We start from the raw sequence: 15422 nt of genomic DNA on the forward strand, positions 1-15422 counted from the left end.
CGCGGCCCCCCTCGTCTCCGCCCCAGGTCTAAGGAGGGCCCGGCGCCCATGGGGTGACGCGAAAAGGGGCCCGGCGACCGTGCCGCCGGGCCCCCTCGGGGTGCTTCAGGTGCCGCTGGTCAGTTCTTGAAGCGGACCATGTTGTTGAGGATCTCCTTCGTGACCCAGCGGTAGGCGTAGCCACCGTCAGCCGCCGGGTAGGCCTCGATCACGCTGGCGGTGATGTAGGAGCGGCAGCCGCCGCGCCCCGTCGTCGCCGTGTCGCATTCGGTGCGCCACGTGCGGCCGTCGGTGCCCTTCCAGGTGCCGTTGACGGCCAGCGGGTTGGTGCCCCACTGCGCCCGCGTCATGTGCGGGAGGTAGGTGAGGTTGTTGAACGCCCACCCGCTGCGCGGCACGAACGAGCCGTCGTCGGCCTGGATCACAGTGGTGGCCCAGATCATCGTGCGGCACCGCACGGTCTGCGAGTAGTCCTCGCAGGCCGTGAACCACTTGCGGCCGTTGACCTCGTGCATGCCCGGCGTGTTGTACACGTCGGCCGGCAGCTCGGCCGCAGGCGACTTCGTGACGGTCACCGTCGGCTTCGCCACCGGCACCGTGGGCGACTTCGACGGCGTGGGCGTGGGCGACGCCACCGGCGTGTTCTTCCAGCCGAAGGCCGCCGACGTCCAGCTCTGGCTGCCGCCGTCGCCGTCCGCCGCGACGCCCGTGACCTGGATCACGTAGTTGCCGGGCGTGGCCGGGACGAGCAGGCCGGCGTCGTTGGGCAGCTGGCCGTTCCACGTGTACAGCGACTCGAATTCGGAGCGTCCCAGGTGGTCGAAGCTGAGCACCGTGGCGCGGCTGGCGTCGATGGGGTTGCCCTTGGCGTCTGCGCGCAGCACGTCGATGGTCAGCTTCTGCACCGGCACGGCCTGGTGGAAGGCCACCGTCGGCAGGTCCTCGCCGCCCGTGAAGATGCGTCCGGCGTCGACGATCTCGTAGTCGACGTCCGGGTCCACGCACTGGCCCTCGTCCCAGAAGGAGCAGGCGGTGATCTCGACCACCGCCGGGAGGTCCCAGATCTCCGGGAAGATCTCGAGGTTGCCGTAGTCGCCCGCCATGCCGGCGAACGGCACGGACACGGCGGTGGCTCCTTCGTCGGAGGTCAGGTGGACGAAGCCCGAGTACTGGGCGCCCTCCGGGGCCTCCGGATCTGCGTTGATCGTGACGTCGACGGTGGCCGCGCCGCCGGCGGGCACGGTGACGCTCGGCGCGGAGAAGGACACCTGCGAGGCGAACAGGTTGTAGCCGACGGTGTTCTGCGTGCCGTCGCCCCACTCGGGGTCCGTCTCGAGGTAGGTGCTGAGCGCGTCCTCGTAGGACAGCTCCCAGGTGACGGGGGCGTCGGTGACGTTGGTGATGGTCAGCGTCTCGGTGTGGGCGCCGTCGGCGGATTCGCCGGCGGAGATCTTGCCAGGCGAGACGACGAAGCCGTCCTGCAGCGCCCGGTCGACGCGGATCAGGCCGGCGCCCTGACGGTGGGCCGCGTCGAGGATCCCCGCATCGGGAAGTTCGGCGATGGCCGCGGGCACGGCGCTGTTCTGCAGCCGGCTGCGGATCTCCGCCGGGGTCATCGACGGCGCGTTCTCCAGCATGAGCGCCACGGCGCCAGCCACGTGCGGTGCGGCCATCGAGGTGCCGGAGAGGGTGGCGTAACCGTCGGCCTTCTCCAGCGGGTAGGTGGAGCGGATGGACCCGCCCGGCGCGCCGAGATCCGGCTGCAGGGTCAGGTCTGCGGCCAGACCCCAGGAGGAGAAGTCCGAGATCAGCCCGCCGGTGGGGTTGGGCTGCTGGCTCTCACCGCCGGTGAACTGGATGGTGGCGGGGAGCGCGCCCACCACGGAGGTGCCCACGGCCTGGGTGACGGTGACCACCGGAATGGTGATGGTCACCTCGCCCTCGACGGTGGCGTTGATGAAGCCGGGCTCGTTGTTGTAGATGACCAGCGCCTCGGCGCCGGCGGCCTGGGCGTTGGCGGCCTTCTGGTGGAAGGTGCAGGTGCCGCGCTGGGCGATGGCCACCTTGCCGGTGAGATCAGCGGTCTCAGCCTCGCAGTTCAGCGGGTCCGTGGTGCGCGCAACCGGCAGGTTGTTCAGCGCCGACGTCGCGTCGGGCGAGCCCGTCGCGCCCAGGAAACCTGCGGAGACGGGGCCGTTGGCCGTGGTGAACAGCACTTCGTCCATGGTCACGTGCGAGTTGTCGAAGGACGCCACGTTGATGGCGAGGCCAGCCGTGCCGGGAGAGCCGATCGTCATGGTGTATCTGTCGCCGGCGTTGCCGGCGGCGTTGACCACCACGACGCCGTTGCGCACGAGGCGGTCCGAGGCCTTGGAGGTGGGGGCCTCCGGCCAGGAGTCGTAGTCGGCGCCGAGGCTCATGTTGACCACGTCCATGCCGTCGGCCTCCGCGCGCTCCAGCGCGTCGAGGATCACCTGGTCGTCGACGGAGCCTTCACAGCCGAAGACGCGGTAGGCGCCGAGGGTGACATCGGGAGCGACTCCGGTGACCTCACCGGAGGCGCCGACGATGCCGGCCACGTGGGTGCCGTGGCCCTGGCAATCGTCCGGGCGGCCGTCGGGCTTCGGGACGGGCTGGTAGGAGGTCGACGTCGGGTCGGCGTTGTAATCGTCACCGACGAAGTCGTGACCGTAGGCCACCCGCGCGCTGGGGAAGGCGGTGGAGCCGTTGGTGCCGCTGCCGCCGAAATCCGGATGGTCGATGTCGATCCCCGTGTCGATGATGCCCACCTTGACGCCCTCGCCGGTGAGGCCGAGCTCGGTCTGGGCGATGTCCGCGCCGGTCTGCGCGATGGCGGTGATCAGCCGTGGGGTGACGTCCTGCGGTTCCGGCACGGAGAAGATGCGCACCGGGTGGACGGCCTTGACTCCTGGGAGCTCTGCGTACTGCTCGGCGGTGGCGGTGTCAGCGGTGACGGCCACGCCGTTGAACAGGCGCTCGTAGTTCCTGATGACGTTCGCGGGGCGGCCGGCGCGGCGCGCCTCCTCGGCGAACGAGCGGTGTTGGCGCTGGATCGTCGTGCGGCTGCCGCCGCTGGCGGTGGGCTCGCTCTCGAACTCGACGAACCACTTGGTGGCGTTCAGCCAGCGGGCGGTGCGCTCTTCGGCGGCGGCGCTGTCGCGCGGCACACGCAGGTCCGGGTCTCCGGGGTCTGCTGAGGCGGTCAGGGGCGCGAGCCCGACGATGGCCGCAATGGCAACCGTCGCTGCGCGCCTCCAGGCGGAGGGCAGGGGCATGGGTTTCTCCTCGGATGGTGGTCTGGTTGGCAACCTAGCGGGTTGCCGGGCCAGCCACGCGGCTGCCGGGGCAGGTGGTGTCATCGAGCTGGGGCTGGGTGGCGGTTCTCGCCGTACTTGCTCAGCAGCGCCGGGCCCCGCCCCGGGACGGCTGAGTCGGTGGCGGTGGTCGGATGCGATGAGGGATCGTCACGGTTTGATAACGAACCCTGCAGCAATTACCAGGGAGTGCTAGCGTTAACATCGTCGTTCAGAGAGCCGCATAGTTGTCCGGCGAAAGTACGAAGGAGTACACGTGAGCAAACTTCTTGAGCTGAAGAACGTCAGCAAGACGTTTCCAGGCGTCAAAGCGTTGCAGAACGTCCACTTGGACCTCAACGCCGGCGAGGTGCTGGGCCTGTGCGGCGAGAACGGTGCCGGCAAGTCCACGCTGATGAAGATCCTGACGGGTATCTACACGCCGGATCCGGGCGCGGAGATCTGGCTCCAGGGCCAGAAGGTCACCGTTCGCGACGTGAACCACGCCCGTGATCTGGGCCTGAGCATCATCCACCAGGAACTCAACATGGTGCCGGATCTCACCGTCGCCCAGAACCTGTACCTCGGGCGCCCCGGCAGCAGTAAGGGTGGCTTCGTCGACGACAAGGCCCTCAACCGTGAGGCGAGCGAACTGTTCGAACGCCTGGGTATGAGCATCCGCCCCACCTCCCGCGTCGGCGACCTCTCGGTGGCCCGGCAGCAGATGGTGGAGATCGCGCGTGCCCTGTCGTTTGAGTCCACCAAGATCCTGATCATGGATGAGCCCACCGCGGCGCTGACCATCTCGGAGACCGATGCCCTGTTCGGCATGATCCGCGACTTCGTCACGCCGGAGACCGGCCTGATCTACATCTCGCACCGCATGCCGGAGATCGAGGAGATCACAGACCGGGTGTCCGTGCTGCGTGACGGCCAGTACATCGGCACCGTCACCACCGACGAGGTGGAGATGCGCGAGATCATCTCGATGATGGTGGGCCGCGAAGTCTCGGGCGACGCGCGTCCCCGCACCACCGTCGACAGCGACGAGGTGCTGCTCAAGGTGGAGAACCTCAACACCAGGAAGCTCCTGCACGACATCAACTTCGACGTGCGCAAGGGCGAGGTGCTCGGCTTCGCCGGCCTCGTGGGCGCGGGCCGCACCGAGGTGGCCCGGGCCGTGTTCGGCGCAGACCCCCGCACCTCCGGCGACATCCACGTGCACGGCAAGAAGATCAACATCCGCTCCGCCGCAGACGCGGTGCGCGCAGGCATCGGCTACCTCTCCGAGGACCGCAAGACCTACGGGCTGCTGCTCGAGCAGGACATCAAGTACAACGCCGTGCTCGCCGCCATGAACGACTTCAGCATCGGCGGGTTCGTCCTCGACGGCAAGATCCGCACCGTCGGCAAGGAGTTCTCCGACAAGCTCAGGGTCAAGACGCCGTCGGTCAACCAGCTCCTCGGCAAGCTCTCCGGTGGCAACCAGCAGAAGGTCGTCATCGCGAAGTGGCTCGTGCGTAACTCCGACATCCTCATCTTCGATGAGCCCACCCGAGGCATCGACGTGGGTGCCAAGGAGGAGATCTACGACCTCATCGAACAGTTGAGCGCCGCAGGTAAGGCCATCGTCGTCATCTCCTCCGAACTGCCGGAGGTGTTGCGCGTCTCGCACCGCATCGTCGTGATGGCGCACGGACACATCACCGGCATCCTCGACAACGAGGACGCCACCCAGGAAAGCATCATGGAGCTCGCCACCCTCGGCAAGGCCCAGTTGAAAGGAACCGCAGCGTGAGCACTCAAGCCACCACCAAGCAGACGACGAGCCCCGTCCAGGGCTACCTGAAGTCGTCGCTTCAGCAGATCTTCGTCTTCCTCGCGCTGGTCCTCATCTACATCGTCTTCATGCTGGTGGCGCCCAACTTCGCCACCCTCGGCGTCGCCCTGGACATCGTCTCCCAGTCGGCCTACGTCGGCGTGATGGCGTTGGGCGCGACCTTCGTGATCGCGACGGCCGGCATCGACCTCTCGGTCGGCACGGGCATGAGCCTGGTCGCCGTCGCGGCGGGCGCGTTCCTCGCGGCTGACCCGTGGCTGAACCTGCCGCTGGGCGCCGGCCTCGCGCTGACCATCCTCGTGGGCGCGTTCATCGGCCTGATCAACGGCTTCAACATCGCCTTCCTCGGCCTACCACCGTTCATCGCCACGCTGGCGATGATGATGGCGGCCCGCGGCCTGGCGCTCGTCGTGTCGGACAAGCAGACCATCAGCATCAAGAACCCGCAGTACACCTGGCTGTTCAACGGCGAGCTCATCCCCGGCCTCAAGAACGCCATCCTGTGGTTCATCCTCTTCGCGATCATCGCCGGCGTCATGCTCAACAAGACGCTGCTGGGCCGCTACGCCATCGCCATCGGCTCCAACGAGGAGGCCACCCGCCTCTCCGGCGTCAACGTGCGGTTCTGGAAGACGATGGTCTACGTCACCGCCGGGGTCTTCATGGCCTTCGGCGCCATCCTCTACTCGTCGCGGTTCGGCTTCGTCCAACCCGCTGAGGGCGTGGGCTTCGAGCTCAACGTCATCGCCGCCGTCGTCATCGGTGGCACCTCGCTCGCCGGTGGCCGTGCCAACATCATCGGCACCGTCGTCGGCGCACTCATCATGGAGACCCTCCGCAAGGGCCTCCAGATGATGGGCATCGCACAGGAATGGCAGCTCGTCGCCACTGGCGTCGTCGTCCTGCTGGCCGTGTTCATCGACAACGTCCGCCGCGCCAGAGCTGCTGCGGTCTGACCCGCCCCCCGTCCACCACTCACGCACAACAACACCGGGAGGGCGGTCCTCCCAACAACCGAAAGGAACCGCTATGCGCATGTTGCGCTCCGCACTGGCTCTCGGAGCCGTGCTCAGCCTGGGCCTCACCGCCTGCGGCACGTCCACCTCCACCGAGACCGAAGCTCCCGCCCCGGCAGAGGAGACCAGCGCTTCGGCACCCGCGGAAGAGACCTCGGCCCCGGCTGAGGAAGAGTCCCCCTCCGAATCCGCTTCTGAAGAAGCCCCTGCGGACGGCGATGTCCCCAAGGGCGACGGCACGCAGACCATCTACCTCGTCTCCAAGGGCTTCCAGCACCGCTTCTGGCAGGCCGTGAAGGAAGGCGCTGAGCAGGCCGGCGAGGAGCTGGGCTACAAGGTTCAGTTCGTCGGCCCGCAGGACGAGACCCAGGTCACCGAGCAGCTCAACCAGCTGAAGACGGCCCTGGACTCCAAGCCCGCCGCCATCGGCTTCGCCGCCCTCGACTCGGGCGCCGCTTCGGATCTCCTCAACGAGATCGAGGCTGCGAACATCCCGATCATCGCCTTCGACTCCGGTGTGGACTCCGACATCCCGCTGACCACCGTCTCGACCGACAACACCGCAGCCGCTGAGAACGCCGCTGAGCACATGGTCGAACTCATCGGTGGCTCCGGCCAGGTTGGCCTGATCTGCCACGACCAGACCTCCGCCACCGGCAAGCAGCGTTGTGACGGCTTCCAGAACTGGATCAAGGACAACGCTCCTGACGTCACCGTTCTCGAGCCCCAGGTTGCCGGCGCGGTCGACCTCGCCGCCAACACCGCCAAGTCCATGATCCAGGCCAACACCGAGCTCAAGGGCATCTACGGCACCAACGAGGCCGCCGCCACCGGCGCCATCCAGGGCGCCAAGGAATCCGGCGCTGAGGTCGTCGTCGTGGGCTTCGACTCCGGCAAGACCCAGATCGAGGCCATCAAGTCCGGCGACCAGGCCGGCGCCGTGACCCAGGCCCCCGTCAAGATGGGCTACGAGACCGTCGTCGCCGCCATCAAGGCCATCAACGGCCAGGAGCTGCCGAAGGTCATCGACTCCGGCTTCGCCTGGTACGACGCCTCGAACATCGAGGATCCCGAGATCGCCGCCAACCTCTACGAGTGATGCGTGAGGGTGGGCCCGCCAGGGCCCACCCCACCTCATTGAACAATCCCTAGGGGCGCCTGTCCGCGTTTGCCTGCCTCGCGTGGGACACGCCGACAGGGGCCCCTTTTCATCCGACGCAGCCACCCGGCCGCCTGCGCGGAGCACACCGTGCCGGACAACCTGAACCACTAGTAACGAACAAAGAAGGTGTGATTCGTGACCAACTACCCGAAGATCGGTATCCGTCCCATCATCGACGGCCGGCGTAACGGCGTGCGCGAGGCGCTCGAGGACCAGACGATGGGTATGGCGCTGCGCGTCAAGGAACTCTACGAGTCTGAGCTGAAGTACCCCGACGGGACCCCCGTCCAGGTGGTCATCGCCGACTCGACGATCGGTCGCGTGCCGGAGGCCCAGGCCGCCGCCGCGAAGTTCAAGGCCGAGAACGTCGGCCTCACCCTCTCGGTCACGCCGTGCTGGTGCTACGGCTCCGAGACCATCGACATGGACCGCACCATGCCGCACGCGATCTGGGGCTTCAACGGCTCCGAGCGTCCGGGTGCCGTCTACCTGGCCGCCGCGCTGGCCGGCCACGCACAGCTGGGCATCCCCGCCTTCGGTATCTACGGCGAGGAGGTGCAGGACGCCGACGACGAGTCCATCCCGGCGGACGTGCGTCAGCGCCTGCTGGATTACGCACAGGCCGGTCTCGCCGTCGCGCTGATGCGCGGGCAGTCGTTCCTCTCCATCGGTGGCGTGTCCATGGGCATCGCCGGCTGCGTGGTGAAGGAGGAGTTCTGGAACTACTGGCTGGGCATGCGCAACGAGTACATCGACATGGTCGAGATCGAGCGTCGCATCAACCTGGGCATCTACGACAAGGACGAATACGAGGTTGCGTACACGTGGGTGCGCGAGAACCTCAAGCAGGGTGAGGACTTCAACCCCGAGGAGTGGCAGCGCTCCGCCGAGGACCACGAGAAGTGGTGGGAGTGGAGCACCAAGATGGTGCTCATCGGCCGCGACCTGATGATCGGCAACCCCAAGCTCGCCGAGATGGGCTTCGAGGAGGAGGCCGTCGGTCACGGCGCGCTCGTCTCCGGCTTCCAGGGCCAGCGTCAGTGGACCGACTACCTGCCCAACGGCGACCTGATGGAGACGCTGCTCAACACGCAGTTCGACTGGAACGGCAAGAGGCAGCCCCTCATCCAGGCCACGGAGAACGACAACCTCAACGGCGCGTCGATGATGTTCAACTACCTGTTGACCAACACGGCGCAGATCTTCTCCGACGTGCGCACCTACTGGAGCGCCGACGCCATCGAGCGCGTCACGGGCCACCGCCCCGAGGGTCGCGCAGCGGCGGGTGTCATCGACCTGCGCAACTCCGGCGCCACCACCCTCGACGGCACGTTCGCCGCCAAGGACGCCGACGGCAACCCCTGCATCAAGCCCTGGTGGGACCTCAGCGACGACGACATCCAGGCGATGATCGACGAGACGACGTTCCATCCGGCCAACACCGGCTACTTCCGCGGCGGTGGCTTCTCGACGCACTTCCGCTCCGCCGGTGAGGTGCCCGTCACGATGACGCGCATCAACTGGGTCGACGGCCTCGGCCCGGTCATGCAGATCGCCGAGGGCTACACCGTCGAGCTGCCCGACGAGGTGGCCAAGACCATCGAACTGCGCACGGATCCCGGGTGGCCCACCACCTGGTTCGTGCCGAACCTGACGGGCGAGGGTGCCTTCACCAGCGTCTACGAGGTCATGAACGCCTGGGGCGCCAACCACGGCGCCATCTCGTACGGTCACATCGGCCACCAGCTGATCACGCTGGCATCGATGCTCCGCATCCCGGTGAACATGCACAACGTGGAGCGCGAGCGGATCTTCCGCCCGAAGAACTGGCTGGGCTTCGGCACGGCTGACCTCGAGGGAGCAGACTTCCGCGCCTGCGCCCAGTTCGGCCCGATGTACAACTAGTAGCGCTGTTCGTTCCCTGGGCCGGCCGTGCGCGGCTGGCCCAGGCAACGCGCACCACCATCCAGGAGGAGAGAAGTGTCCACCGTCACCGCCCTTGCGGTTGATCTCGGGTCGTCGACCGGGCGAGTGATCGCCGGCACGTTCCGCGACGGCCGCATCGAGGAAGTCGAAGTCCGCCGCTTCCCGCACGAGGCCCGGATGCTCGACGGGTACCTCTCCTGGGATCTCGATGTCATCTGGGGCGAGGTGGTCGAGGGGCTCCGCGACGCCGTCGCCCGCTTCCCCGACGCGGTGAGCGTCTCCGTCGACACCTGGGGAGTCGACTACGTGGCACTCGGCGACGACGGCACGGCGCTGACGCCCGGCCGCGCGTACCGCGACGAGCGCACGATCCGCACCCATGAGGCCTTCCGCGAGCGCCTCTCCGACGAGGCCCTGTGGGCCGCCACCGGTATCGCGCCAGCCACCATCAACACCGCGAACCAGCTGTTCGCGCTCCTTCAGGAGGAGCCGGAGGTGGCGGCCAGGACGTCGCAGATCCTCCTGCTGCCTGACTACTTCACCTATCTGCTGTCCGGTGCCCGCGGCTGGTCGCGTTCCCACGCGTCGTCGTCGGCGCTGATCCGCCCCGGCGCCCACGAATTCTCCGACGAGGTGTTCGAGGCGCTGGGCATCCCGCGCTCGTGGGTGGGGGACGTGACCAACGAGCTCAACGTGGTGGGCCGGTGCATCGTCGAGGGGCTCGAGCAGCTCACCGTGGTGCGCGCCGGTGCCCACGACACCGCCTGCGCCGTGCACGCGCTGCAGCGCGACGTGAGCCAGGACTCGTACTTCCTGAGCTGCGGCTCATGGTCCGTGCTGGGCGTGCTGCGCGACGAACCGCTGCTCTCCGACGAGGCCCGCGCGCTGGGCCTCACCAACGAGGCGCGCGCCGACGACGGCCTGCGCCCCCTGTTCAACATCACCGGCCTGTGGATCCTGCAGGAACTCCAGCGCGACTGGGAGCAGCAGGGCCGCATCCACGACATCGTGGAGCTCATCCGGCGGGCCGAGGCCTCGCCGTCGCTGGGTGCCACCATCAACCCCGACGAGCCGCAGTTCGTGCTGAAGGGCGAGATGGAGAGGCGGGTGCTGGAGGCGCTCGCTGCCCAGGGCGTCGCCGTCGACGACCTCGACGAGGGGGCGGTCACGCGGGTGGTGTTGGAGTCGTTCGCGGCGCGCTACGCCCGCGGCATCGCCGACCTCGCCGCCCTCACCGGAACTCCCGCCACGCAGTTGAACCTGGTGGGGGGCGGGTCGCGCAACAGGTTGTTGTGCCAACTGACCGCCGATGCGCTGGGGGTGCCGGTGATCGCGGGGCCAGTGGAGGCCTCCGTGCTCGGCTCGCTGCTGGCGCAGTTGGAGATCATGGGCCACCTGGACCCGGCCAACCGCAACGACGTCATCGCCAGCACCGCCCGTACCGAGACCTTCGGGCCGCGGTCATGAGGGCCGGGCAGCAACGCGCCAACCTGCGAGACATCGCCGAAGCCTCCGGCGTCTCCATCCAGACCGCCTCCCGCGTGGTGCGGGGCGTCGACGTGGTGGCCGAGGCCACCCGCGCGCGGGTGCTGGAGGCCATCGAGCGGCTCAACTACCAGCCCAACCTCGCCGCCCGCTCCCTGTCTGCGGCGCGCACCGGCTCCGTGCACATCATCGACGCCGTGCCGCTGTTCCACGGACACGCCACGTCGTTCGTCGCCATCTGCCAGGCGCTGTCCAACCTCGAGTTGCACACGTCCACCTCCGTGTTCGGGTCGCCGGACATCGACCATCGGGAACTGCACCACCTGGTGCCGGTGAGCGCCGACGGCGTGATCGTGCTCGGCGGGCGGGCGGAGTCTCGGCCGTGGATCGACACCATCGCCAGCCGCCTCCCGACGGTGTGCGTGGGCGAGACGAAGGACCTCCCCTCGCCGGCCGTCGGCGTGGCTGTGGACCACCGGGCGGGGGCGGTGGCCGCGGTGGACCACCTCATCAGCCGCGGTGCGCAGCGGATCCTGCACGTGGCCGGTCCGCAGGACTGGATCGACGCGCAGGAGCGCCTAGAGGGCTACAAGTTGGCCATGGGCAAGGCGGGCCTCGAGCCCACCGTGCTGTTCGCCAACTCCTGGGACGCCTCCGCCGCGGCTGCCCTGGTGCCGGACCTGCCGCCGGACGTCGACGCGATCTTCGCTGCCAACGACCAGTTGGCGCTCGGCACGATGTCGGCGCTGCAGCTGGCTGGCCGCCGGGTGCCCGGCGACGTGCGGGTCGTCGGCTACGACGACGTGCCGGGTTCCGAGTGGTTCCTGCCCGGCCTCACCACCGTGCGGCAGGACTTCTTCACGATGGGGGAGCAGGCCGTGAAGGCGTTGAACCTGTTGTTGAACGGCGAGCCCGCGGAGTCGTCGTTGATCACGCCCACGCTGATCGTCCGCGACAGCACGTAACCACCCGAAAGGAAGCCCCATGCTCAACGGCCCCATGATCCACCCCGAGCTGCTGAACGCGCTCGGCCGCGCCGGTCACGGCAGCAAGATCCTCATCACCGACGGCAACTACCCCCACGAGACGGGCGCCAACCCGCGCGCCCGCCGCATCTACCTCAACCTCGCGCCCGGGCTGCTCAACGTCTCGCAGATCCTTGACGTGCTGAAGCAGGCCGTCCCCATTGAGCAGGCCGGCATCATGGTGCCCGCCGCCGACGCCCCGCCGGAGCTGCGCCCCGAGAAGATCGACGCCCACGACGAGTACAAGGCGGCCCTGCCCGGCGTCGAGTTCGTGGAGATCCCCCGTTGGGACTTCTACGACGAGGCGAAGAAGGACGACGTCGGCATCGTGATCGCCTCGGGCGAGCAGCGCATCTACGCGAACCTGCTGCTGACGATCGGTGTTCGCCAGTAGTCGCTGGTTGACGCGGAGAGCGGGGTCAGACCAGGTTGCCGGAAACCTCCGGGAACAACGGAGGCGTCCGCGCATCCACCCACGCCACCAGCGCGTGGAAGGCCTCGGTGTCCTCCGCGTCGATGCCGTCGCCCCGGACCACCTCGTGGGAGCGCCTTCCGACCGCGATCCAGAGTCGCGCCGTGATGCCGTCCGCCACCGGTGAGTCAGGCAGGGAGTTGGGGATGGTGAAGAAGTCCGCCTCCGTGATGAGGCGGCGGAGCTCATAATCTTCAGCCTTGGTCAGCTGGTAGCTGTCGGTCTCGTAGGAGGTGGACCGGCCGGCGATACCGCCGGAGACGGAGTAGCGCAGCCTGATCTCGGTGTCGGGACGCGGGTTGTCCCCCCGGGCCCGGCGCACATTGCCCTGCTGATCGGCGTGGTAGGTGAAACCGTCGCCCAGCCGGATGAGGTAGCCCGGCGTGATGACGTCCGCGCACGCGTCGCCGTCAGGTCTACTGCCTTCGGTCACGCGTTCTTCCACCCCGTCGGGCCCGCCGGCGTCCCAGCGGGCCTGTTCCGCGACTGGCGTGGCCCCATCCGCACCGACGACGACGGGGTCGGCGTCTACGTCCCTCGGGAGGAGGCTCCGCTGTCACGCTCGGTGGCGGGGATGTCGGTGGACGAGCACGAGCTGCGCGCCCGAATCCATGGCGTCAGTCGGTCAGCGCAATGACGAGTTCCGTGCGCATGGACTCAGGATCAGCCTCGGGGGTGGGCTCGGTCAGGTAGATCTCCCAGAAGGGAAGCCCCGCCTTCCTGTGGGCAGACTCGACCTTCTCGAGGAAGACGCCCCAGGCCTCGCCCAGCCGGCCGTAGGAGCCGACGTGCGAGACCGTCGCAATGGGGCCGCCCGGAAGGACCGAGCCGTGGAGCGAGGCCCCGGATGGGGTTGTGACAGGGGTGGTCAGGGGGCGGTCGACCGGCACACCCACCTCGAAGGTCGCATTCACTCCTGGCATCCGCTCGTACAGCGTGAACACCGGGCCCACCGGATGGAGCCCCTGAGCCTCCATCGCGGGGAACAGCGCGGACACGGCGCCGTCCATCGCCTGGGACATCGCGGAGAGCGGATAGTCGGTGAACTTCTGCACCACGGTGGGGATCTCCGGCGCCTCCAGGAACTCCACGTCGGTGCGGGCAGGGCCCGTGTAGTACGGGGCGGGCTGGGCGTCAGTCATGTCTTCCCCTCGTCGGGATGGGGGCCGACGACACGGCGTCCGCCCACGTGGCCAGCAACTTTACCCGCGCGGGTCGCGCGTGAACAGGCCTCTATCCCCGGTCACTGCTCCACCCTGACCTCGATGGTGTGGTGCCCCGACGCGCCGTCGGGCGCAACCGGTGTGCGCACGTCGGTCTGCGTGTCCCCCAACCCGTCGCTGGCCCGCACCGCGATGGTGAGGGACCCGGGCGTCGCGTCCCATTCGTAGACCCACTGGCGCCACGTGTCGACGCTGAGGCTCGCGGCGAGACGCGCCTCCTTCCACGGGCCGCCGTCGATGCTGACCTCCACCATCTCGATGCCGCGTGTCGGTGCCCATGCCACGCCCGCGATGGGCTGGCGTCCCGCCGTCACGCTGGATCCCGCGCGGGGGGCGTCGATGCGGGACTGCGTCTTGATGGGACCCTCGCGCGCCCATCCGCGGGGGATCCAGTACCCGGCCTCGGCTTCGAAGGTGGTCAGTTCAATGACGGACAGCCACTTGGTGGCCGAGACGTACCCGTAGAGGCCGGGCACCACGAGGCGGGCCGGGAAGCCGTGGAGGGCCGGGAGCGGCTCGCCGTTCATCCCCAGGGCCACCAGCGCGCGGCCCTCCATCGCGGTCTCGGTGGGGAAGCCTGCGGTGAATCCGTCCACAGATCTGCTCAGCAGTTGGGTGGCGCCGTCCTGCACCCCGGCGCGCTCGAGCAGGGCTCGGAGGGGCACGCCCTGCCAGCGGGCGTTGCCGACCAGGCCTCCGCCCACCTCGTTGGAGACGCAGGTCAGCGTGATGTCGGTTTCGACGTGCGGCATCGCCAACAGATCGTCGTAGGTCAGGGTGAACGGGCGATCCACCAATCCGCGGACTTCCAGGGACCATTGCTCCGGGTCGACCTGGGGAATGGAGAGGGCTGTGTCGATCCTGTAGAAGTCGTCGTTGGCGATGTACAGCGGAGTCAGGCCGGCGAGCGCGAGGTCCGCATCAGGCGGGGCCGGCGGAGCGGGCGTCGCCGGTGCGGGTAGCCGCAGCAGCGCGCGGATCTCCTCCACGCGGCGCGACGACGTGAGCCACCGGCCGGCTGCTGCTGCGGTGCCGGCGACGGCCACCGCGATGGCGACGGCCTGCAGGAACGCTCGGCGTCCCGGCCGTGCCTCGCCGCGGCCGACGGCTCCCGGCGGGGCGGCAGACCGCGCTGACGCGGCGCGTAATCGGGGCATGGTGCAGAATGGGGCCCCACGGCGGCACCGTGGCTATCCGGCTCGTCGTGGTAATTCGGTTGCCACGAGTGGCCTATTGCAGGGGGATCGGCGTGCGGCAAGAGGGTGCGATCACGCAGTGGAACGACGAGCGGGGCTTCGGATTCATCACTCCGGTTTCCGGCGGATCCACAGTCTTCGTGCACGTCAGTGAACTGCCACGAGGTGTCCGCCCAGTCGTGGGAACGACTGTCACTTTCCTGCCGGGCCTGGACGACCGGCAACGGTTGCGTGCCACGAAGGTGCAGTTTCTGGTCTCCGCAGAACGCCTCAGCGTATGGGCCAGGCGCGGTGTGCCCATGGCCGCGGCCGTGGCCGTCGTCTTCTTGGTCTTGATCGGCGTCCTAGCCGCCTTCGAGGTCCTACCTGTGCTCGCAGTCGCGGTTTCAACGCTCATGAGTCTGTGTGCGTTTGCGCTGTACCGGGCGGACAAGTCGGCTGCGATTCAGGGCTCGCGGAGGACTCCGGAAAGAACCCTCCAGGCTGTGTCTCTGTTGGGCGGCTGGCCCGGCGCCCTGATCGCTCAGCGGGTATTCCGTCACAAGACCCGTAAGCAGCCGTTCCAGATGGTCTTCTGGTTTACCGTCATCGCGAACTGCTCAGTCCTCGCGTGGATTGCCATGGGCCGGCCCATCCCGTTCTGACGCGCGACAGATGCCGCCTTCCCACACGGTGCTCCTCGACTGCAACTCGGCGGACTGCTCCGTCGTGCCGGGGTGCCAGGCAAGCCGCAGAGGTCTCCCTCGCGCACCGCTGCAGACCC

12 protein-coding genes are annotated in these 15422 nt (G+C 68.4%); 8 read left to right on the forward strand and 4 right to left on the reverse strand.

Annotation, left to right across the window (positions count from 1 at the left end):
• Positions 1-119: 119 nt before the first annotated feature.
• Positions 120-3296 (reverse strand): S8 family serine peptidase, encoded by a 3177-nt coding sequence (locus tag ACX1DX_RS12955; RefSeq protein ID WP_459396925.1) that lies wholly within the window; start codon positions 3294-3296, stop codon positions 120-122.
• 295 nt (positions 3297-3591) lie between these two features.
• Between ACX1DX_RS12955 and ACX1DX_RS12960 the strand changes: the two genes are divergently transcribed.
• The 7 genes from ACX1DX_RS12960 (at position 3592) to ACX1DX_RS12990 (ending at position 12162) form a co-directional block, all read left to right on the forward strand.
• Positions 3592-5112: a sugar ABC transporter ATP-binding protein gene (locus ACX1DX_RS12960; protein WP_459396926.1), complete on the forward strand. Its 1521-nt coding sequence runs from the start codon at positions 3592-3594 to the stop codon at positions 5110-5112.
• Positions 5109-6110, forward strand: a complete 1002-nt coding sequence (locus tag ACX1DX_RS12965; protein WP_245244075.1) for an ABC transporter permease — start codon at positions 5109-5111, stop codon at positions 6108-6110. Before ACX1DX_RS12960 ends, ACX1DX_RS12965 begins: the two co-directional genes overlap by 4 nt.
• A gap of 73 nt (positions 6111-6183) precedes the next feature.
• Positions 6184-7269: an ABC transporter substrate-binding protein gene (locus tag ACX1DX_RS12970; protein ID WP_182762610.1), complete on the forward strand. Its 1086-nt coding sequence runs from the start codon at positions 6184-6186 to the stop codon at positions 7267-7269.
• A gap of 198 nt (positions 7270-7467) precedes the next feature.
• Entirely contained in the window at positions 7468-9237 is a 1770-nt protein-coding gene (locus tag ACX1DX_RS12975) for an L-fucose isomerase (RefSeq protein ID WP_459396927.1), read from the forward strand.
• A 75-nt stretch (positions 9238-9312) separates the two neighbouring features.
• Positions 9313-10725, forward strand: a complete 1413-nt coding sequence (locus ACX1DX_RS12980; protein WP_459396928.1) for a rhamnulokinase — start codon at positions 9313-9315, stop codon at positions 10723-10725.
• Positions 10722-11708 (forward strand): LacI family DNA-binding transcriptional regulator, encoded by a 987-nt coding sequence (locus tag ACX1DX_RS12985; protein WP_076063718.1) that lies wholly within the window; start codon positions 10722-10724, stop codon positions 11706-11708. The genes ACX1DX_RS12980 and ACX1DX_RS12985 overlap by 4 nt, the downstream gene beginning before the upstream one ends.
• Positions 11709-11727: 19 nt before the next feature.
• Positions 11728-12162 carry an RbsD/FucU family protein gene (locus tag ACX1DX_RS12990; RefSeq protein WP_182762602.1) on the forward strand — a complete coding sequence of 145 codons (435 nt, stop codon included), beginning with the start codon at positions 11728-11730 and terminating at the stop codon, positions 12160-12162.
• Positions 12163-12187: 25 nt separating this feature from the next.
• Here the strand turns inward: ACX1DX_RS12990 and ACX1DX_RS12995 are convergent, their stop codons facing one another.
• The 3 genes from ACX1DX_RS12995 to ACX1DX_RS13005 form a co-directional block, all read right to left on the reverse strand.
• The gene (locus tag ACX1DX_RS12995; protein WP_459396929.1) at positions 12188-12673 is read right to left on the reverse strand and encodes a protealysin inhibitor emfourin; all 486 of its coding nucleotides are present in this window, start codon (positions 12671-12673) and stop codon (positions 12188-12190) included.
• A gap of 184 nt (positions 12674-12857) precedes the next feature.
• Positions 12858-13382, reverse strand: coding sequence for a GyrI-like domain-containing protein (locus tag ACX1DX_RS13000; protein ID WP_459396930.1), 525 nt, complete (start codon positions 13380-13382; stop codon positions 12858-12860).
• Between the two features lie 101 nt (positions 13383-13483).
• On the reverse strand, positions 13484-14620 hold the full coding sequence (locus tag ACX1DX_RS13005; protein WP_459396931.1) for a sulfite oxidase: 1137 nt from the start codon (positions 14618-14620) through the stop codon (positions 13484-13486).
• A 29-nt stretch (positions 14621-14649) separates the two neighbouring features.
• On the opposite strand from ACX1DX_RS13005, the gene ACX1DX_RS13010 reads away from it, so the two are divergent.
• On the forward strand, positions 14650-15303 hold the full coding sequence (locus tag ACX1DX_RS13010) for a DUF1294 domain-containing protein (protein WP_345579312.1): 654 nt from the start codon (positions 14650-14652) through the stop codon (positions 15301-15303).
• Positions 15304-15422: the final 119 nt, after the last annotated feature.

It is taken from the genome of Tessaracoccus zhenghani, assembly GCF_054552775.1.